Below are 20,217 nucleotides of genomic sequence, written 5' to 3' on the forward strand. Positions count from 1 at the left end.
GTTATTTTTCCTCCGCTTTTAAGAATACTTCTTCGATAGTAATAACATTATTTTTTTCTTTTAAATCTTTTGGTGTGTCAAAATCTATAATATCTCCGCGAAGAAGAAGTCCAACTTTATCTGTAAGTTCTGCTTCGTCCATTACGTGAGTTGTTACAAGGATTCCGACACCGTTATCCCTTTGTTTAAATAATTCTTTCCAAATGTTACGGCGAAGGCTAGGGTCTATACCAACTGTAGGTTCATCGAGTATAAGTAACTCAGGGCTACCGATTAGCGCAATAGCAAGTGAAAGTCTGCGTTTCATCCCACCTGAATAATTCGATACTAATTTTTTTAAGTGGTCGGTTAGGTCGACTATTTTTGCTACATAAGCTATTTCTTTTTTTAGTTGTTTTGAAGGAATACCTTTTATTTTCCCAAAGAATTCTAAATTTTCGTAGCCGGTAAGTATTTCATAAAGGGCATCGCTTTGTGCCATATATCCAATATTAGAAAGAATTTCTCTTTTTGGCATTTTGTTATCAAGAACAAGAGTTTCACCTTTATCCGCTTTTTCCATACCGAGCATTGTTTTTATTAATGTTGATTTTCCCGATCCTGATGGACCGATAAGACCGACAATTTCACCTTTTTCTAGATTGAAATCAATGTTGTCAAGTACTGTTTGATCCCCGAAGCTTTTTGATAATGAAGTAATTTGTATTAATTTTTTCATAAGAATCACCTTTCTTTTTAAAGTGAGTAAACACTCACTTTAAAATTAAAAAAATATATAGCTAAGATTATTTGAGAGATATTAGTTCGCCTAATATTTTTAGAACTACGATTATTATATAGTTCAGGATAGGTGCTAAGAAATATCTCATTAGAAATAAGCTTTCAAATCTTTAGTGAGTAAAAACTCACCCTATAATTAATATTATAGTGAGTAAACACTCACTTGTCAAGAAGAAAATTTGAAAAATTTTAAAAAGGGGATAGAATAAAAAATCAAGAAAAATAAAGATTGAATTATTGAAATAAGTTAGTAAATGGTGGTAAGAATGCTCTATAATATGATAAAATTAAATGGATGGGAGAGATTAAAGTGAAAATTAATAATAAGATAAAACAGCAGTTAGATATTAATATTGATGTCGATGAGGTAATAATTTCTAGAGGGTTAGAAACTCATATGAAAAAGAGTAGACATAAACATGCGATTAAGTATATTTCTTATATAGAAAATATTATAGAAACTCCAGATTATGTAGGAATTAATCCAAGAGAAAAAGGTGTTAGTTTAGAATGTATAAAATTATTTGAAGATAATATACTATTAGCAATAAAACTTGATATGAAAAACAATTATTTTTATACAGCTTCTATGTATGATATTACTGATGCGAAATTAAAGAGTATGATAAGAAGTGGACGTATTAAGAAGTATAATAATTGACAAACCAACATATTTGTTATAACATAAAAATAGAAAAAGTCTTATTGAAGTAGAAAAGGCTCTCTACACACTCTTTTATAGAGTACCTGAGATGATGGGTACGCCGTCCATCCTTTAAGACTCTTGTCAAAAAGTAAAAGAACATTCTTCGGAGTGTTCTTTTATTTTTTGACAAGATAAATATTTTACGAACAATATAAATGAGGCTGACCTAAAAGTCCTAAATATTAACAAAGTTTATATGAGAACTTATAGACACAGTGGCTTAGTTGATATCTGAATTCGCTTTATAAAAGTTTTCTAGATATCTAATAAATTGTGCGGTAGTGACTCGATAAAATCTTATTTCTTAAGAAATCTTGATTTTTAAGTCATTCCCTTTTTTATAAAAAACATTAATAATATAAACTTAATTAAAAGGCGCTTGAGTACTTTATAAATATGATATAATATTCATAAAGTAAGGATAGTAAAATATGGAATAAATTTCTTAATTTGTTAGAAGAGAAAAACTATAAATCATATGAAGAGATTATAATATCATTAGTATGCAGTGATTTGAATGAAAAATTTTTGTTAAGGAGGACATATATTAAAATGAAAATACTTGGGGTTCTTAATGAGTTTTATGGTGATTTTGAATTTGTAAAAGAAAAGTGGAACGAAAAATATGAAGGCATTCTTGTTAAAATAACGGAAGAACAAGGTTATAAAAGATGTCGCTTGGCAAAGAGAACACCTAAAAAAGAAGGATATTTTACAGCTTTTTGGCAAAAAGACCAAAATAACAAGAACATTCCTTATACAAATGAAGATTTGGGGAATGAGCTCGTTGTTGTTGTGATTGACAACGATAAGAGAGGACTGTTTATTATTCCAAATGAGGAGGTTATCCGTAGAAAAATTCTCTCAACAAAAGATAGTAAAGGAAAAATGTCTATGCGATTTTATCCGCCTTGGAGCGTAAATTTGAATACAACGGCTCTAGAAACACAAAAATGGCAATTGAAATTTTTTAGAAAAATTGAATAACAAGAATGATTTCTTTCTTAATTTTAATAATATAAACTTAGTTTAAGGTTTCCTGAGTACAATAGTTAATATATATCATAGAAATGTGATATAATATTTATAAAGTCAGAATAATAAAATATCAACAATAAAGTCAGGAGGGATTTATTATGATAGATGGATTAAATAAATTATGGAATAAATTTCTTAATTTTTTAGAAGATAAAAAGATGTATAAATCATACGAAGGAGCTATGATCTCTGGAGTATGTAGTGGTTTAAGTAAAAGATTTGGAATAAGTGCTAGTTTCTTACGAGTACTATTCTTATTAGCGAGTATTTTCTCATTCGGTAGCCCAATATTGATATATATACTGTTATCGATAATAATGCCGGTAAAACCGATGAAAGAAAATTATAGAAATTCAAGCTACATCGATGGACGTGCTTGGGAAAAGTAACATAAAGAGAAGTTCTAATTGATCAACTGTCAATTAGAACTTTTTGTTTATTTCACTGCATCGATAAATCTAGCTGCTATTTCTTTTGGTCGAGTGATAGCTCCACCTACTACTACGCTGAATGCTCCTGCATCATAAGCCGCTTTTGCTTGATCAGGGTAGTGGATACGACCTTCTGCGATTATTGGTACAGAAATAGTTTCAGATAGCCTTTTGATAAGACCCAAGTCTACTTCGTTCGGTCTATCTTTTGTATTTTCTGTATAACCACTTAATGTAGTTCCGACAAAATCAATCCCTATATTAGCTGCGTTTACACCTTCTTCAAAAGTTGCGATATCTGCCATTAAAACAATATCAGGATATTTAGCTTTGATTTCAGCAACAAAATCATTGATTGTTGTTCCATCAAAACGAGGGCGTAAAGTACAGTCTAAGGCAATAATTTCACAACCTGTTGCTACAAGTGCATCTACTTCTTTCATAGTAGCTGTGATAAATTGAGACATACCTTCGTAGCTTTGTTTGATAATTCCGATAACCGGTAGATCTACTGTTTCTTTAATTTGAATAATGTCAGTAACACCTTGAGCACGGATACCAACAGCGCCAGCTTGTTTAGCAGCAAGAGCCATAAGTTTCATGATTCCACCTTCTTCAACATATAGTGGTTCACCTGGTAAAGCCTGACAAGAAACGATAATTCCGCCTTTAATTTGGTTTAAGATTTTTTCTTTTTTATTCATAGTTAACTCCAATCAGAGCTTAATCTTTAATAGTTAAGCTATAGTATTTGTAATTTATATATATTTTTACATATTCAAAAATTTTACCGTCTGCAAAGTAAGTGTACCTATCAAACTCAAAACACGGTTCGTCTGAGATATACTTAGCAATTTCTTCAGGAGTATCAACTATAACTTGCATAGTTTTTTCAGATTTTTCTTGGTGAATATCGATGCGATATTTTTTTCTAATCATAGTAGCAAGTTCTTTAAAACTGTCGATGTCGTTAATATTAACATCAGGTAAATATTTAAGCGGGATATAGTTAGTTTGATGAGCCCAAACAATATTACCGATATACTTAATACGAGCAACTTTCAGAAGTTTTTGATTTTTTAATTTTAATTTACTACAAAGTTCTTTATCTTGAATAATTTCAGCTTCGACAACCTCAGTGTGTTCAGATACTGATTCTTTAAAGTGCTTATGGAAGTTGTTATTTTCTGTGACTAAAACTTTCTTATTAACTAAAGTTTTATTTACGAAACTTCCCTTACCTTGAATCCTAAAAATATATCCTGCAGTTTCAAGTTCGTTAAGCACACGTACGGCAGTAGTACTACTAACATTATATATTTCTTTTATCTCTTTTTCTGTATAGAGTTGTTCACCTTCTTTAAAAATACCGGTTTGTATCTTTAAGATGATGTCATTAATAATCTTTTCGTATTTTTTCAAGTTGATCCCTCCCTGACTAATAATTCATAAAAATATGTTTATTAAAATTTAATGTGTTAATTTAAATTTATATTATCATTAATGTTGAACTTTGTAAAGGAAAAAATTAGAAATTTGTAAAAAAATTTAAACGATTACAAATAGAGTAAAGCGATTAACTATAATGTCAGTAAAAAGTAGCTTATTATAGTGAGAGGGGAATACAACCCGAATTACAGACTGGCAATATATAATTATTTGGAGTTTGCTTGAAAAAAATCCCTCCTTACGTCAAGTAAAGAGGGGCTAAAATTTCAATATTCTATTTTTCTACAAATGGGCTAATAGCTCCATAAAGAGCAGCATCATTTCCAAGTGAAGCGGCTAGGAATTTAGTTTGATTATTTTCGATCGGGTGAAGTTCTCGAACCTTAGCTTCAAGTTTATTTAATAAATAGTCACCTTGAGCAGAAACAGCACCACCGATTACGATGTATTTAGGATCTAAGATACATAGTAAGTTAACAATACCACGAGCAAGTTCGAATAACCACTCATCTAGCACTTTTAATGCACTAGTATCTTCGCGTTTACAAAGATCGAAGAATTCGATGACACTCAGTCCTTCGTACATCTCAGCCTTAATTTTTCTATCTAATGCGATAGTAGAAGCACGTTGTTCGTAAGTAGTTTGAGTATCGAAATCATAAACAGATTGCCCAATTTCTCCTACACCGAAGTTAGAACCGAAAGGAAGACTGTTTAGATAGTAAGCGCCACCGATTCCAGTTCCTAATGCCATGCAGAATACTTCGTCTAACCCTTTAGCTCCGCCAAGCCATTGTTCACCAAGTAAAGCACAGTTCACATCATTGTCAGCATAAACAGGAATACCTAGTCTATCTCCAAAATCACGTTTAAAGTTAGTTCCAAGATAGTTTTTAATAGTTGGAGCCGCACGAATTACTTCCATGTGAACATTGTCAATTACACCAGCTGCAGAGATACCAGCAGCAGTGAAGTTGTAAGTTTCACGAATTTTACTAGCGATTCTAAACATCTCGTCAGTGATTTTTACAGTAACATTGTCAGGTGTTTTACAAGTTTCGTAATGTACAATCTTATGATTATCATCAAAAACAGCAAATTTTATACTTGTACCACCAATATCAATACCTAATAACATAATATACCTACTTTCTAAATTAAGAATTAATCATCTTTAATTTTGTTATTTTCAAAAATTCTATACAACGATATATTACCATAAAATTAATTTTTTGAAAACAATTTCCCGAAAAAAATTACAACTTATTTACTATATAAAGAATACTAATTGGTGTATAATGAATATGTAGTTATTAAAATTTACGGAGGGAAAAATGGATAAAATAGTATTTTTAGAACCTGTATTTTGCGAAAGAATATGGGGAGGTCGCAATCTAGAAAAATTTAATTTTTCAATTCCACAAGGAGATATAGGGGAAGCATGGGTTATTGCAGCTCATGATAATGGTAGTTCAAAAATTATAAATGGATCACTAGCAGGATTAACACTAAAAGAAGCATACGAAAAACATCCTACAGTATTTACCGAAAAAGTTTATGACAAGTTTCCGTTATTAATAAAAATTTTGGATGCAAGTGATAACTTATCTGTTCAAGTTCATCCAGAAGATGATTATGCAAAGGTGAATGAAAATGGAGAACTAGGAAAAACGGAATGTTGGTACGTGCTAGATGCTAAAGAAGATGCGAAATTAGTATATGGTCATAGTGCAATAACACGTGAAGAGTTCAATAGTAGAATAGATAATGCAGAGTGGAATGAATTGTTCATTGAAGAAAAAGTAAAAGAGGGAGATTTCTTCTACATACCAGCAGGAACACTTCACGCTATCGGTGAAGGTATATTAATATATGAGGTCCAACAAAATTCAGATACAACATATAGAGTTTATGATTATGACCGTACGGATAAAGATGGTAACAAACGTGAACTACATATAGAAAAAACAAAAGATGTAACGACAGTTCCTTTTGAAAAAGTAGTGACTAATCCAAAAGAAGAAAAAGTAGGAGAATCAACGATAACTTACCTAGCGAATGAGAAGTATTTTTCTGTCTTCAAAATAAATGTAATAGAACAGATTGTTATAGAAAAAAATAAAACAGGAAACCTATTTACAGTCCTTGAAGGTGATGGAAGTATTGTGATAAATGGGATTAAACACAATGTTAAAAAAGGAGATAGTTTCATATTAACAACTGAGTGTACAAGCTATATACTAGAAGGAAATATGCTTTTAATAGGAAGTTACGATAGATAAAATAAAAAAAACAAGTAGATTGTAATATTATGTTAATCTACTTGTTTTTTATTTATTTAGATACTTTTAATGTATTAAATAGAAATAGGAAGTCTAGACAAATAGCTTAACAATCGTGATAATCAATAGAAGAAGTTGCGGACAGTGAATAGCTAATAGATACATTAACAATCCCAATATCTAAAAGGTTTTCAAAAAAATAAAAAAAATTATTTTTTTCTATTGACAAACACTAGAAAACGTTTTACAATATAAGTGTATTAAAATTTAATGTGTTAAATAAATGCATAAAATTAAAAAATAAAAAACAAATAACGGAGGTTATTACAATGAAAGATTTAAAAGGAATTTATTCGGCTTTACTTATTCCATTTGACGAAAATGGTGAAGTTAAAGAAGAGGGGTTAAAACAAGTTATAGAACACAATATCAACGTAAGTAAAGTTGATGGTCTATACGTAAACGGAAGTAGTGGGGAAAACTTCTTATTAAACACTGCTCAAAAGAAACAAATCTTTAAATTGGTAAAAGATGTAGTTGGAGATAGAGTTAGACTTATTGCTCAAGTAGGGTCATTAGACTTAAACGAAGCAGTAGAATTAGCTAAATACGCTACAGAATTAGGATATGACTCATTATCAGCAGTTACACCATTCTACTACCCATTATCATTCGACGAAATCAAACACTACTACAAAACAATTATTGATGCAACAGATAACAGCATGATTCTTTACTATATCCCATTCTTAACAGGGGTTAAAATTAGCTTAGATCAATTCGCTGAATTATTTGAAGATGAAAAAGTTATCGGTGTTAAATACACAGCAGCAGACTTCTATCAATTAGAAAGATTCAGAAGAAGATTCCCAGACAAACTTATCTGGTCAGGATTTGATGAAATGTTAGTTCAAGCTGCTATTACTGGAGTAGATGGAGCTATAGGTTCTACATACAACGTTAACGGAGCAAGAAGTAAAGAAATCTTCAGACTTGCTAAAGAAGGTAAAGTTGCAGAAGCTTATGAACTTCAACACGAAGCAAATGATGTAATCGAAAAAGTGTTAGGACTAGGATTATATCAAACTCTTAAAGAAATCTTAAAAGTTAAAGGTATCGATGCTGGATACTGTAAACAACCAATGAAAGTATTCGATCCAGCTAAAGTTGCTGAAGTAGAAAAACTTGTTAAAGATTATAATCTATAATTCATAATAATTACGGACTGAAAATTAGGGGAATTGGAAAGAGGAGCATTTCTCCTCTTTCCCAAAATGAAAACTATTATTAAATAAAAAACAACAAAAAATAGGAGGAGAGTACCATGGACAAAATAGGATTTGGTACACTTAATAGTATAGTATTAGGAGTTTACTTATTAGCTATGCTAGCAATAGGGGTGTATTTCACTAAAAAAGCAGGAGAAAGCACGGACGAATTCTTCAAAGCCGGAGGGAATATTCCGTCATGGGCAGTAGGATTCTCAATTTACGCAACAACATTATCAGCTATTACATTTATGGCGACACCGGAAAAAGCATTTAACGGAGACTGGACATACGCAGCGGGGAACTTTTCAATTATCGCAATTATTCCTATCTTAATCCACTACTATGTTCCATTCTTTAGAAAATTAAATGTAACTACAGCGTATGAATATTTAGAAGAACGTTTCAACCCTAGTGTTCGTGTGGTAGGAAGTGTATTATTCTCACTATTCCACATCGGACGTGTAGCTATCGTTATTTATTTACCAACAGTAGCCATTACATCAGTATCAACACTTAACCCATTCTTAGTATGTGCGGTAATTGGATTACTTTGCGTAGTTTACTCATTCTTAGGAGGAGTTGAAGGGGTTATCTGGACAGACGTTATCCAAGGTATTATTTTGCTTGGAGGAGCTGTTTTAGTAATTATCTTAGGAGCATACGAAGTAGGTGGATTCGGACACATTACTCAAGATGCTTTAGCTAACGGTAAAATTGTAACTGCTGAGAAATTTAACTGGTCATTAACTGCATCTACTATTCCAATTATCTTCATTGGATCAGTATTTAACAGTTTACAACAATACACAGCTTCTCAAGACGTAGTTCAACGTTATAGCACTACTGAATCTGTAAAAGAAACTAATAAATCACTCTGGACTAACGGATTATTAGCATTCATCTCTATTCCAATTTTCTACGGAATGGGAACAGTTCTTTACAGCTTCTACAAAGGTAGCCACGCTGTAACTAAATTACCAGACTTCATGAACGCTGAAGTAGTAGGTAAAGCAGCAAACACAACAGCTTTAGTACCTTACTTCATCTTAACAGCATTACCAGCAGGTATCGCTGGATTAGTTATCGCAGCTATTTTAGCAGCTGCTCAATCAACTATCGCATCAAGCTTAAACTCAATTTCTGCTTGTATCACAGTTGATATTAAACAACGTTTCTTTGGATTAAGTAAAGATGCTAAACAAGACGTTCTATTAGCTCGTGTTATCATTATTGTAGCAGGGGTATTTGGAACAATCGCAGCATTATACTTCGTAAATACTAACCAAAAAGAAACTTGGGATTTATTCCTTAAATATATCGGACTTCTAGGAGTGCCTTTAGCTGGTACATTCGCACTTGGTATCTTCACTAAACGTGCAAACGGAGCTGGAGCATTATTAGGATTATTAGTAGCAGGTGTTGTATGTTGGTATATCCAAGACTACACAACTTATGCTAAACAAAGTCCATTCATCTTCTCAGGATTCTCATTCTTAAGTGCATTAGTATTCGGTTATATCTGTAGTTTCTTCTTCAAATCTACTAAAAATATCACTGGACTTACTATTCATACTAAAGATCAAGAATACGTAAAAGATGTAAAATAATAAATTTAGACCTTAAAGTATAAATATATCAAAATTTTAGATAATCCTCACTTAATTGTTGGGGATTATCTTTTTTTCTTTTTGTTAAATATTATTGATTTAATTAGAAATGGAAATAAATTTAGGATAGAAATTCAATTTATATACAAAAAGATAAATAATGAATATAATAAAAATGTATAATAAGTTATAATTGTATTGAAATGCAAGTCTTAAGAAGGTGAGAAAATGAAATTAGAAAGAGAAAGGAAATTAAATTATAAAGTTAGTATTAAAAAAGACTATCCTGAGTTGCAAAACTTAACCATAGAATATAATGCAATAGATAATTCAAAAATCTATGCTGAAATTGTCGTAAAAAAAACAAAATCCAGAGGAATAATATTAGAGATACCGGATTATGAACAAAAACCGAGCAGTACACTAGAGTTGATGAAGTATTCTGTCTTAGATTATAGTGGGGCGACACTTCATGTTAGAGGAGATAGAGGAAGAAGTGAAAACAGACAACCAGCGTCGATATATTTTCCATTTCTAACAAATAACCAGCAAGAGGAGTTATATTACAATTACACCTATCAAGATGCGATTGATTTAGTGAATATTTTAGTAAAAGAATTCCCAGATTTAGAAATCAACATCGTTGCTAAGGGGCAGGGGGCGGCGATAGCTTTAGTAGCTTCAGCAGTATTTAAAAAAATAGCTAGGCTATTCATCTCAAATCTCCAAAATGCTGATTTTAAATACATTTTTGATGAGAATCTTGATGTCGGAGTATATGATAGTCTGCGAGAATATATTCGCAACTATCCAGAAAAAGAAGAGTATTTACTAAAAAGATTAGAAGAAATAGACGTGTTAAACTACGTAGAAGATGTAGAGGCGGAGATTAATTTTGGTTATTCGATATTAGAAGATGAGAAAAATATCGTTGTTAATAAAAAGATAATAAGTTTATTTGAGAAAAAGAATGTTACAATTTTCGAAAGTGAAGAGGGAAATCTTCATGAGAAGATATTGGAGGTGTGGTTGCTGGGAAGCGCGCAAAAAGAGGATGATAAGTAGGAAAACAATAAAATCCGAGTCTAGTTATTTACAGTACATTTGTATAAACAACCATAAGGTTAGTTACGGTGCCTGCATAACTATAAGACTCGGATATTTTTATTATTTAAGTTTTTCTAATTCTTTAGTAAGAGTTTCTTCATTCACAGATCCAGCGATTCTAGTCTCGAATGTACCGTCACTATTAATTAAAATATGTGTCGGGAATGAACGGATTGCGTAGTTTATAATGAAGCGGTCGTTAACATCGAAAAGAACAGGGTAAGTTGCACCAAGCTCCTTAGCTTTTTTAAGAATTACATCTTTACTTTTGTCCTGCGGACTTTGATTTTTGAATTCTGCATCATTCGGAGAAGTTATTGATAAAAACACAAAATCTTTATTGTTTTTATATTTTTGGTATACTTTTTCCAATTCTGGAATTTCTCTCATACATGGACCACACCAACTAGCCCACATGTTTATATAGACTTTTTTACCTCTAAAATCACTAAGTTTTACAGTTTTTCCATCTTTATCCATCGCGGTGAAATCAAATGCTTGGGTAGGCTTAGTTTCACTAGATGAAGTAGTCGAAGTTTGTTTGTTAGTCTCTTCCTTTTTCTCAGTAGAACTAGAACATGCGCTCAAGATTAAAGCACTGCTAAGAAGAGTTGTGCTAAGTATAGACAATTTTTTCATATTAAATTCCTCCAATTAAATAATAAATTTATGAAAAATAACGAGTTAATGTAACAAATGATCCACTTAGTATTAAAATACCGATTAAAATAAGGATAATACCAGAGATGATTTGTGTATACTTAAGTATATTAGTATGTTTTTTGAATAGATTCAATAATTTTGAAGCGAAGAATGCAACAAGGATAAATGGTAAAATGAATCCTAAGCAGTACGCAAAAATTAATAAGAAACTCATGACACCAGTGTGGCTAGAAGCATATAAGAAAACACTCGCCAAGATAGGTCCGATACAAGGTGTCCAAGAAAAACTAAAAGTGAATCCCATTAAAAATGCAAGAATCGGAGTAGTTTTATTTCCTTTTCTCTTCACCTTATTCTTTATTGAAAATTCCTGTTTTAAAAATCCAATTTTAAATGCCCCAAGTTGTAATAATCCCATAAAGACAATTAAAACACCACTAACAATTTGTAAAGTTTTGATATTCTCATTTAAGAAAATACTAATAAAACTAGTCGCAAATGCTAGGATAAAAAATGTAGAACAAATACCCAAAACAAAAGAAAGAGTATTTGTAATAGTATTACGTTTATTAAAAGTTAGTTCTCCGTGTTCGTTCATCTCTTTTTTTCCTGCAAGAATACCGATATAAATTGGTAATATTGGTATTACGCACGGAGAAAGAAAAGAAAGAAGCCCCTCTAAAAAGACAAGAATCATCTTTAACGCAGAACTAGCTGTATTAAAATCTGTCATAAAACCTCCCAGATAAAAAAATAAAAATTACAGAATTACTATATTATAAAAACGTTTGAAATGCAATTAAATTGCTTATAAAATGCTCTAAAGATTACAGAACAAATCTAATATGACAGAGAGTTATCGTTATTATTACAAAACTGTTACAAACCTTGAAAAAACTACCAATAGCACATATAATGGTAGTATGTCAAGATTATATAGAAGTTCAGCCGTAGCTTGAACGAAATCGATGATGTTTATGATTTAGAAAACAGTAAAAGAAATTAAAGATTAGAAAATAAAACAGTATTTATAAATAGATAAATGAGTCGTTCGACTCGAACCTAATTTAAGGAGATTAAAATAGATGAGTAAATTACAAAAATTAGTAGCCGCGACGGCAATTGTTACAACAGTAGGAGTAGGTTTATCGCAAATCGCAGATGCAGATACTTACACAGTAAAAAAAGGTGATACTCTTTGGGATATCGCAGTAAATAACGGAACAACTGTCGATCAACTTATGCAAGATAATAACTTAACAAGTTCATTAATCTTCCCTGGAGATAAATTAACTTACAATACAACAGTAGCTCAAGTAGCTCAAGCTAAAGAACAAGGATATTACACAGTAGTATTAGGAGATACTTTAGGAAAAGTTGCTGACAGATTTGGAGTTTCAGTAGACGAACTTGTTAAATTAAACAATCTTTCAAACCCTAACCTAATTTATGTAGGAACAGTATTAAAAGTTGACGCAGGTGCAGCAAAAACTGCAGAAGTAACAGTTCCGAAAGCAACTGTTGTAGAAAATACTGCAGAAAAAACAGTAGTAAAAGTTGATTCAGTTAAAACAGTAGCAGCTACACCAACTGTGGCACCAGTAGCAACTCCAGTAAAAACTGCACCAGCTGTAGAAACTAAAAAAGAAGTTGCAGCTCCAAAAGCAGAAACAAAACCAGCAGCAACACCAGCAGTAGCAAAAGTTGCAGAAAAAACAGCAGCACCAGCTGTAGCAACAGCGGCGCCAACAGTGACAGCTAAAACACAAGCACCAGCTGCAGCGGCAACAACACAAGTAGCGGCATCTAACAAAGGGGCAGCTATCTATCAAGCAGCGTTAGCTCAATTAGGTGTTTACCAAGATTGTACAATGTTAGTAACAAATGCTCTTAAAGCAGTAGGAATCAACTTCCACGACTGGCCAGCAGGGTACATGAGTTTAGGAACAGTAGTTCCAGCCTCTCAAGCTCAACCAGGAGACTTAATCTACTATGCAAATGGTGGATTAGGATTAGCTCACATCGCGGTATACGCTGGTAACGGGCAAGCTATTCACGGTGGATGGAATGGAAACCAAACAGCTCTTAATACAGCAAACGTAGGAAGCGGAGCGGTTTATATCCGTGTTAAATAATTAGAAACTTAATTAAAAGCGATTGGATTTCCAGTCGCTTTTTTGGTTATGTTAAATTTATATATATTAATTAATAAAAAAATAGTGGAAATATAAAGAAAATAGTATTATAATATATTAGTAACAAAGGAGGGAAATACAATGAAAGATAATAAATTGCTTAAAATGTTGTGGGGGATAGTATTAGCTATATTTTTATGTAGCGCACTATTTATAGGAATTAGTTATTTCACTGGTGGAGATAGTTCTAGCAGCAAGAAAAAAGATGAAGAGACATCTTCAACATCTAAATCAAAAGATAAAGACAAAGACAAAGATAAAGATAAAGAAAGAAAATCTAAATCAAAAGAAAAAAGCGATGAAGAGAAATATAGAGAAAATCAAAATTCAAACGATAAAAATAGTTCATCTTCTTCGAATAATTCTAAATCAAATAGTAGTAATAAATCTGTAAATAATAACACACAAAGTTCTAATAGTAATAACAATAATAATGCGGCAACTACTTCTAATAAGGAAGATAAAAAAGAAGTGTCAGAAGCTAATGGTGGAGCTGTAGCGCCAGGAACATTTAGTAATACTGATGCAGCTAAAGCATATGCTAACGAAGAAATAAATAGACTAGCAAAAGAAAACAAAAAAAATTACAGTTATACTTTAGATAGAAACAACAAAGGTGAAGTTACTGTTAAAATAACTGAAGGATAAAATAAAAACTCATATACTCTATAAAGAAATAAGAGGATATGAGTTTTTTTGTATATAAAAATCCTAGAGATAGGGATTAACAGTCTATCTTAAATCTAAAATATAACATGAACTTATTACGAGAACAAGCGAGTATATATTTTCAGGAAAGAAAGGTGTAAATTACTTTAAATCTTAGCAAATTGTTAAGATAAGTGGTATAATGGTAGATAAGTATAAAAAAGGATATGAAATAATGAAAAAAGATAAATTAAGGAAAGTGTTTCTATATACGGTGGTTTCGCTAGTAATAGCGAGTCTTATTTTCTTGTTATTTAGTTATTTTGTAAAAGAGGAAGATGCTAAAAAGACTGATAGATCTGAAAAAGATAATAAACAAGAACGGATAGAACGTAAAAGAGAAAACGAAGAAAATAAAACAAAAGAACAAGATAAAGAAGAGCAAAATCAAAAAGTGTCAACATCAGAGAAAAAAGCTCAAAGCATAGAGGCGGATGCTCGAAATAAAGAGACTGTGAGTAACAATGCAAAAAGCTCTGCTGTGGCAGAAGTTTATAAAGGGAAGAAAGTATCTGAATCAGAGGGAGTTGGAACAACAGGAAAAGTGTTCAAATCTCAAAAAGAGGCTCTTGATTTTGGTAAAAAAGAGATTAAGAGATTAACAGAAGAAGATAAAAAAGGAAGACAATTTTCGATAAGTAAGGTTGCAGCAGAGGATGGAAGTCTGATAGGTTGGACGGTCGATATCTTCGAGGATAATAATATTGAAAAAATAGTGTCTAATCCTGTTAAGGAAACAGAAGATAAACAAGACAAAGAATAACTAAAAAGTAGCGGGGTGGTTGCTTAATATATTTTGATTATAGGGGATATATTAAGTAAAATACTCGCTATCTTTTGTATTTAATGTTTAAGAGTTAAGAGGTGAGAAAATGAGAATAGGTCTAATTGCGGAGTTTAATCCGTTGCATAGTGGTCATAAATATTTGATAGAAAAAGCTCGTGAAATAGCGGATGAAAATAATGGAGAGATCGTTTGTGTGATGAGTGAGTTCTTTACGCAAAGAGGAGAAGTGGCTATTGTTGATGGCTATACAAGGGCTAAAGAAGCTGTAAGGTGCGGCTGTGATTTGGTGATTGCTCTACCATATTTAGGAAGTGTAGCTTATAGTGACGATTTTGCAAAAAAAAGCATAGAGATCTTAGTTGGTGCAGGAGTAACGCATCTTATTTTTGGAACAGAAAATGATGATGTAAGTTGTTTTGAGAAAATATACAAAAAACAACAAAATACACCGCAAGAAGAATATAAAAAATTATTAAAGAATGGCTTTAATCACGCTAAAATTAATAGTGTGTTATATGGATTAGAGAATAACAATCCGAATTTCAGTTTGGCGTACAGCTACTATAAGGCGATTAAAGATGCGATGTTAGATATACAGTTAATTGCTGTGAAAAGAGAGGGGCAAGGGCTTAACAGCTCAGAGTTAGCTGATCAAATTCATCTTAGTGCAACAGCTATAAGAAAAAATCTAACTGATAAAAATATAGAAAAGTATCTTTCAACTGAAATGATGTTGGAGTTAAAAAAAGAAAATATCGTAACAGAAGAAGAGCTGTTTCCGTATTTGAAATATAAAATATTATCGCTTGAAAAAAAAGGTATAGAGAGAATTTATGATGTCAACGAAGGGTTAGAAAATAGAATTTACGAAGCGGCACTTAGGGTTGAAAGTTATAGTGATTTAGTAAAAACTATAAGTACCAAAAGGTATAGCGACAAAAAAATTCAAAGGATACTTTTACACATTCTCACTCATACGACCAAAGAAGATTTTAAAAACTATTTTCCAACAAGAAACTACAGGGTGCTAGCTGCGAAAAAAGCTTCAGCACCATTGATACGTGAGGTAAATAAAGAAGGGAAAATCACACTAAATCCGCTGCTAAATAGTAAAAACAGTATGCATTTCAAACAAGATATAAAAGTAGCAAGAATATATGAGATGTTAAAAAAAAGTGGAGACATTTTTAAAGAAAATGTGAAAATTATAGATTGATGAAAAACAAGAAATAGGGGAATGATTACCTAGAGAAAGAAAGAAGAAAAAAGAAATTTATGATGTGAGACCGACTAGGTATAACGTAAGATTGAAGTACTCTAAAAGCCCTAATTTTTTTAAAAAAAGTGTATATGAGAAATCACTGTGGGAAGTGACTTGACAAAATCGATTTTTCAAAATCGCGATTTTTGAGTTGCTTCCTTTTTTGTTTAAGTTGTATACTAAATCCGGGGCTGGAATTTTTTTGGACTACTTTAATCAGCGGACAGTATAGATAAAGAAGCGATAGTATTAAATACAATCTTCAAAGGAGATAAAGACTCAAGAGCTCGCTTGCACACATACGATCCAACGGTAAGATTCACCTCTGAAGAAGAAATTCAACACTATTTACACGGAATGTATGATGTGCTATATACACTTGATGCAATGGAATCTAATGCAGTATTAACGCAAACTGACGCTGTTAAGAAACAATGGTTTAGAAAAACAGCGTTTGAATTATATGCGAAAAAAGGATACCACAAAGGGTTCTTACCTTACGTATCTAACCAATACGCAGCAGATGCACTTGCAGAAGGAAGTAAAACATACTCAAGCTGGTTCAAACGTGATGTTGCTTTAGTCACAGATGAGCTAGTATTTAGAAAGATATTTAATAATAGCTATATAAACTGGACTGAATTCAAAAAAGATATGTTCAGCCAACGTATCAGTAAACAAAATAATCTAAAAACTATTACGATTCAATATGAATTAGGAAAACCTAATAGTACAACAGAAGTAACCATCTCATCAGTGTAAAAAATACAAGCTCTAATTGTTGCAGCAGTAGCGCATGATGTGAAAAATCTTAAACGTGCAACAGAAAATGTTCCATCAAGTTGGGTACATCTACTTAAACAAAAAATCTGCAACGCGTACCTATGTTTAACAGATGACTTCAGAGATTCTATATATAAATAAGAGAATTATATGAAAGATTTTCTTGCTATTTGAAGGTGTTTTAAGAATAAAAAAAATTCTAAGTAACGAATAAAAGTTACTTAGAATTTTTGTTTTGTATTATTTTGCTAAATTCACTGTTAGTTTGTTATTCTTGTTATAAGAGATGTAAGTAAGAGTTGTGAATATTATTCCAAGAACAACTAAGATTAACATAGCGTTGTTGTACATTCCGTTAGTTAGACCACCAAGTACTGCGTGACGAACAGCAGTATCACCATAGAATACAGGTGTAAATGGAATCATACCGCTATAAAGTGAAGGTAACATTTCTTTCGGGAATAATGGTGTAGTTAGAACGAATTGTAAAGCTACAAATCCGATGCTGATACCATGACCAACATTTCCGAATGTGTATGATAAGAAGTGTGTAATTATCATAAACACTATAGCTGAGATTATTAATCCGAAGAAGTACATTCCGAAGTTTTGTACTTTAAAGTCGAAGAATAGACTCATTGCTACAACTTCGATGATTACTGCGAAAATAGCGAATGTTGCCATAGAAGCTAAGCGTGTACCGAATAGGCTGTTTATTGATTCTCCATATTCTTTCTTACGAACTGGGAATAGAATGTTGTATGCCGCAGCTGCGATAAGTAGTCCGAATACTAAGAAGAATGGTGCCATTGCATTACCGTAACTTGTCTCTTCAGATATATCAGCGATATTAGTTTTAATTGGGTTAGACATCATGTCTACATTTTTGTCACCAGTTTTAGCTGAACTTAATTTATCAGCTCCACTAGAAAGTTTTTCAGCTAATAGACCAGAACCGTCTTTGGCTTTATCTAATCCAGCAAGAAGTTCTGGAGCTTTAGAGTGCATTATTGATAATCCGCTATAAAGTTTATCAGAACCCTCTTTGGCACTGTTAAGACCATTGATAAGTTCAGGCGCTTTAGCTTTCATAGAAGAAAGACCGCTAGAAAGTTTTTCAGAACCTTCTTTAGCGCTGTTTAGTCCGTTAATAAGCTCAGGAGCTTTGGCTTTCATAGAAGAAAGACCGTTAGAAAGTTTTTCAGAACCTTCTTTAGCGCTGTTAAGTCCGTTAATAAGCTCAGGAGCTTTGGCTTTCATAGAAGAAAGACCGTTAGAAAGTTTATCGGCTCCTTCTTTAGCGCTGTTAAGACCATTGATAAGTTCAGGAGCTTTGGCTTTCATAGAAGAAAGACCATTAGAAAGTTTTTCAGCTCCTTCTTTAGCATTGTTAAGTCCATTTATAAGTTCAGGAGCTTTAGCTTGCATATCAGTTAGACCTTGATATAATTTCTTACCTCCGTTGTCAAGCTCTTGAATTCCTATGCTTAATTCTGGAAGTTTTTCTTTTAGTTTGTTAAGACCTGCGTTGATTCTTGCATTTCCGCTAACTAAAGCGTCGATACCACCAGCTAATTCTGGAAGTTTTTCGTGTATTAGACCGATACCTCCAGCTAATCTGTCGAATCCGTCTCTTAATTCAGTTCCTTTACTTGCAAGAGTTCCTACACCTTGAGCTAATTCTCCTGTAGTCATAGATGTAGTAAGTGCGTTAACACCATTAGTGTAATTTGTTACTCCCGCTTTTAGTTGTGGAGTTGCGTTAGCTAGTTGGTTAAGCCCGTTTGCTAACTCGCCAGTTGTTAATGTTGATACAGTAGCATCTACTCCACCTTTATATTGGTTGAATCCTGTAGCAAGAGTAGGAGCTTTTTCACTCATTACTGTTAAACCGGCTTTTAATTGACCACTACCAGTAGCAAGTTGACCTACAGCAGTTTTAATAGTTGCAAATCCGTCGATTGATTCCGCAAGTTTAGTTGAAAGTTCATTTACATCGAATTTATCAAGTTGAGTTTGAATGTAATTTAATCTTCCTACACGATATTTCATGCTTGAATATTTTGAATTTGCACTAGATAACGCTGAAGCAAGTTCAGCTTTTACTTGACTGTTAGTGTTGTTTGCTGTTGCGTTAGGCTGAGGCTGTGGTGCTGGTGCGGCAGGTTGAGCATTTGCACTAGCTGCAGCATCATTACGAGCAGCAGCAAGAATGCTAGCTTTTTGCTCAGGTTTTAAGTCCATTGATGCCAGCGTTTGCTCCAAGTTTGCGAAAGTTGTCGGTGTTGGAGCGGGTGTAGGTGCAGGAGCAACTGTAGTCGTAGTAGTTGTAGTTTGTGTATCTATACGAGCTATAAGAGCTCTCATAGCTTCTAGTTGAGTACCTAACTCTGTGAAAGCTGTGTTTAGAGGATTAAAATGGGTTCTATAAGTAACTTTTAATCCTCTCATTTTATCTAATTTAGAATTTAGATCAGATTTTTTAGCAGCTAAATCACGTTCGTTTGGTAACCCTGCATTCAAGGCGTTTAATCCATCAGTGATTTTACCAGCTCCATCTACTAATTTAGGAGCACTCTCAGAAAGTTTATCAACACCTTCTTTTAGTGCGTTACCACCTGCAGATAATCTATTTAAATCAGCTTGTTTAGCAGCTAGTCCAGAGTTGATTTGAGAAATACCATCTGATAATCTGTCGATGCCGTTGTTTAGTGTGGTACTTCCGGCGCTAAGTTTTTCCAAATCACCTTTTTTAGCTAGTAATTTTTCGTTAAGTGTAAGTACACCGTTAGTGTATTTTAAAAGACCTTCTTTAAATGCTTGGCTTCCTTTGTGTAACTTATCTATTCCTTCAGTTAGCATAATACTTTTAGCTTTAAATGTATCGAATCCAATAGTAAGTTTATCAGATCCTGCAGCAAGTTCATTTACACCTGAAATTAGAGCATTTTTCTTATCGTTTAAAGTGCTTAAACCGTTTGATAATTTTCCAGCTCCCGCTTGAAGTTGAGAAACACCGTTATTAAGTTTTTGCCCTCCTTCGCTAAGACGACCAAGCCCTGCGGCAAGACGACTAGAACCATCAGCAAGTTGATCAACCCCGTTACTAAGTTTTTGTCCCCCTTCGCTAAGACGACCAAGTCCAGCAG

Annotated in this window: 19 protein-coding genes; 12 read left to right on the forward strand and 7 right to left on the reverse strand. The window is 32.6% G+C overall.

Annotated elements, in window-relative coordinates:
• Position 1: 1 nt before the first annotated feature.
• Positions 2-718, reverse strand: coding sequence for an ABC transporter ATP-binding protein (locus tag RWS90_RS01965; protein ID WP_314548282.1), 717 nt, complete (start codon positions 716-718; stop codon positions 2-4).
• 372 nt (positions 719-1,090) lie between these two features.
• On the opposite strand from RWS90_RS01965, the gene RWS90_RS01970 reads away from it, so the two are divergent.
• The 3 genes from RWS90_RS01970 (at position 1,091) to RWS90_RS01980 (ending at position 2,913) form a co-directional block, all read left to right on the forward strand.
• Positions 1,091-1,441 (forward strand): PBECR2 nuclease fold domain-containing protein, encoded by a 351-nt coding sequence (locus tag RWS90_RS01970; protein ID WP_060913383.1) that lies wholly within the window; start codon positions 1,091-1,093, stop codon positions 1,439-1,441.
• A 597-nt stretch (positions 1,442-2,038) separates the two neighbouring features.
• On the forward strand, positions 2,039-2,473 hold the full coding sequence (locus RWS90_RS01975; protein ID WP_314548283.1) for a MepB family protein: 435 nt from the start codon (positions 2,039-2,041) through the stop codon (positions 2,471-2,473).
• 149 nt (positions 2,474-2,622) lie between these two features.
• The gene (locus tag RWS90_RS01980; protein WP_314548285.1) at positions 2,623-2,913 is read left to right on the forward strand and encodes a PspC domain-containing protein; all 291 of its coding nucleotides are present in this window, start codon (positions 2,623-2,625) and stop codon (positions 2,911-2,913) included.
• A 47-nt stretch (positions 2,914-2,960) separates the two neighbouring features.
• On the opposite strand, the gene RWS90_RS01985 is transcribed toward RWS90_RS01980, so the two are convergent.
• From RWS90_RS01985 to RWS90_RS01995, 3 genes are all read right to left on the reverse strand, one after another.
• Complete coding sequence (locus RWS90_RS01985) at positions 2,961-3,659, reverse strand: N-acetylmannosamine-6-phosphate 2-epimerase (RefSeq protein WP_314548286.1); 699 nt, start codon at positions 3,657-3,659, stop codon at positions 2,961-2,963.
• Positions 3,660-3,678: 19 nt separating this feature from the next.
• Positions 3,679-4,377 carry a GntR family transcriptional regulator gene (locus tag RWS90_RS01990; protein ID WP_314548287.1) on the reverse strand — a complete coding sequence of 233 codons (699 nt, stop codon included), beginning with the start codon at positions 4,375-4,377 and terminating at the stop codon, positions 3,679-3,681.
• A 301-nt stretch (positions 4,378-4,678) separates the two neighbouring features.
• Entirely contained in the window at positions 4,679-5,542 is an 864-nt protein-coding gene (locus tag RWS90_RS01995; protein WP_314548288.1) for an ROK family protein, read from the reverse strand.
• A 196-nt stretch (positions 5,543-5,738) separates the two neighbouring features.
• On the opposite strand from RWS90_RS01995, the gene manA reads away from it, so the two are divergent.
• The 4 genes from manA to RWS90_RS02015 all read left to right on the forward strand — a co-directional run bounded on the left by manA (position 5,739) and on the right by RWS90_RS02015 (position 10,629).
• Positions 5,739-6,686 carry a mannose-6-phosphate isomerase, class I gene (manA, locus tag RWS90_RS02000; RefSeq protein WP_314548290.1) on the forward strand — a complete coding sequence of 316 codons (948 nt, stop codon included), beginning with the start codon at positions 5,739-5,741 and terminating at the stop codon, positions 6,684-6,686.
• A 329-nt stretch (positions 6,687-7,015) separates the two neighbouring features.
• Positions 7,016-7,894: an N-acetylneuraminate lyase gene (locus RWS90_RS02005; RefSeq protein WP_314548291.1), complete on the forward strand. Its 879-nt coding sequence runs from the start codon at positions 7,016-7,018 to the stop codon at positions 7,892-7,894.
• Positions 7,895-8,010: 116 nt separating this feature from the next.
• Complete coding sequence (locus RWS90_RS02010) at positions 8,011-9,564, forward strand: sodium:solute symporter (RefSeq protein ID WP_314548292.1); 1,554 nt, start codon at positions 8,011-8,013, stop codon at positions 9,562-9,564.
• 228 nt (positions 9,565-9,792) lie between these two features.
• Entirely contained in the window at positions 9,793-10,629 is an 837-nt protein-coding gene (locus tag RWS90_RS02015; RefSeq protein WP_314548293.1) for an acetylxylan esterase, read from the forward strand.
• 102 nt (positions 10,630-10,731) lie between these two features.
• On the opposite strand, the gene RWS90_RS02020 is transcribed toward RWS90_RS02015, so the two are convergent.
• On the reverse strand, positions 10,732-11,310 hold the full coding sequence (locus tag RWS90_RS02020) for a TlpA disulfide reductase family protein (RefSeq protein ID WP_314548294.1): 579 nt from the start codon (positions 11,308-11,310) through the stop codon (positions 10,732-10,734).
• 28 nt (positions 11,311-11,338) lie between these two features.
• A complete protein-coding gene (locus RWS90_RS02025; protein ID WP_314548295.1) occupies positions 11,339-12,067 on the reverse strand; it encodes a cytochrome c biogenesis CcdA family protein in 729 nt (242 codons plus the stop codon).
• Positions 12,068-12,419: 352 nt separating this feature from the next.
• On the opposite strand from RWS90_RS02025, the gene RWS90_RS02030 reads away from it, so the two are divergent.
• The 5 genes from RWS90_RS02030 to RWS90_RS02050 all read left to right on the forward strand — a co-directional run bounded on the left by RWS90_RS02030 (position 12,420) and on the right by RWS90_RS02050 (position 17,047).
• Complete coding sequence (locus RWS90_RS02030; protein ID WP_314548296.1) at positions 12,420-13,469, forward strand: LysM peptidoglycan-binding domain-containing protein; 1,050 nt, start codon at positions 12,420-12,422, stop codon at positions 13,467-13,469.
• A 141-nt stretch (positions 13,470-13,610) separates the two neighbouring features.
• Positions 13,611-14,177 (forward strand): hypothetical protein, encoded by a 567-nt coding sequence (locus tag RWS90_RS02035; protein WP_314548297.1) that lies wholly within the window; start codon positions 13,611-13,613, stop codon positions 14,175-14,177.
• A gap of 202 nt (positions 14,178-14,379) precedes the next feature.
• Positions 14,380-15,000: a sarcalumenin gene (locus tag RWS90_RS02040; protein WP_314548298.1), complete on the forward strand. Its 621-nt coding sequence runs from the start codon at positions 14,380-14,382 to the stop codon at positions 14,998-15,000.
• A 109-nt stretch (positions 15,001-15,109) separates the two neighbouring features.
• Entirely contained in the window at positions 15,110-16,240 is a 1,131-nt protein-coding gene (locus RWS90_RS02045) for a nucleotidyltransferase family protein (protein WP_314548300.1), read from the forward strand.
• Between the two features lie 288 nt (positions 16,241-16,528).
• A complete protein-coding gene (locus RWS90_RS02050; protein ID WP_399541447.1) occupies positions 16,529-17,047 on the forward strand; it encodes a ZmpA/ZmpB/ZmpC family metallo-endopeptidase in 519 nt (172 codons plus the stop codon).
• A gap of 261 nt (positions 17,048-17,308) precedes the next feature.
• Here the strand turns inward: RWS90_RS02050 and RWS90_RS02055 are convergent.
• On the reverse strand, positions 17,309-20,217 hold a 2,909-nt coding region (locus tag RWS90_RS02055; protein ID WP_314548301.1), incomplete at its 5' end, for a hypothetical protein.

Source organism: uncultured Gemella sp. (assembly GCF_963529685.1).
GTDB lineage: Bacteria > Bacillota > Bacilli > Staphylococcales > Gemellaceae > Gemella.

What these genes read in the sequence shown, in the direction of transcription:
- RWS90_RS01965 (WP_314548282.1), bottom strand. Translation starts at nt 718, where the DNA reads ATGAAAAAATTAATACAAATTACTTCATTATCAAAAAGCTTCGGGGAT.
- RWS90_RS01980 (WP_314548285.1), top strand. Translation starts at nt 2,623, where the DNA reads ATGATAGATGGATTAAATAAATTATGGAATAAATTTCTTAATTTTTTA.
- RWS90_RS02045 (WP_314548300.1), top strand. Translation starts at nt 15,110, where the DNA reads ATGAGAATAGGTCTAATTGCGGAGTTTAATCCGTTGCATAGTGGTCAT.
- RWS90_RS02005 (WP_314548291.1), top strand. Translation starts at nt 7,016, where the DNA reads ATGAAAGATTTAAAAGGAATTTATTCGGCTTTACTTATTCCATTTGAC.
- RWS90_RS02025 (WP_314548295.1), bottom strand. Translation starts at nt 12,067, where the DNA reads ATGACAGATTTTAATACAGCTAGTTCTGCGTTAAAGATGATTCTTGTC.
- RWS90_RS02020 (WP_314548294.1), bottom strand. Translation starts at nt 11,310, where the DNA reads ATGAAAAAATTGTCTATACTTAGCACAACTCTTCTTAGCAGTGCTTTA.
- RWS90_RS02040 (WP_314548298.1), top strand. Translation starts at nt 14,380, where the DNA reads ATGGTAGATAAGTATAAAAAAGGATATGAAATAATGAAAAAAGATAAA.
- RWS90_RS02010 (WP_314548292.1), top strand. Translation starts at nt 8,011, where the DNA reads ATGGACAAAATAGGATTTGGTACACTTAATAGTATAGTATTAGGAGTT.
- RWS90_RS01995 (WP_314548288.1), bottom strand. Translation starts at nt 5,542, where the DNA reads ATGTTATTAGGTATTGATATTGGTGGTACAAGTATAAAATTTGCTGTT.
- RWS90_RS01985 (WP_314548286.1), bottom strand. Translation starts at nt 3,659, where the DNA reads ATGAATAAAAAAGAAAAAATCTTAAACCAAATTAAAGGCGGAATTATC.
- manA (WP_314548290.1), top strand. Translation starts at nt 5,739, where the DNA reads ATGGATAAAATAGTATTTTTAGAACCTGTATTTTGCGAAAGAATATGG.
- RWS90_RS01975 (WP_314548283.1), top strand. Translation starts at nt 2,039, where the DNA reads ATGAAAATACTTGGGGTTCTTAATGAGTTTTATGGTGATTTTGAATTT.
- RWS90_RS02030 (WP_314548296.1), top strand. Translation starts at nt 12,420, where the DNA reads ATGAGTAAATTACAAAAATTAGTAGCCGCGACGGCAATTGTTACAACA.
- RWS90_RS02015 (WP_314548293.1), top strand. Translation starts at nt 9,793, where the DNA reads ATGAAATTAGAAAGAGAAAGGAAATTAAATTATAAAGTTAGTATTAAA.
- RWS90_RS02035 (WP_314548297.1), top strand. Translation starts at nt 13,611, where the DNA reads ATGAAAGATAATAAATTGCTTAAAATGTTGTGGGGGATAGTATTAGCT.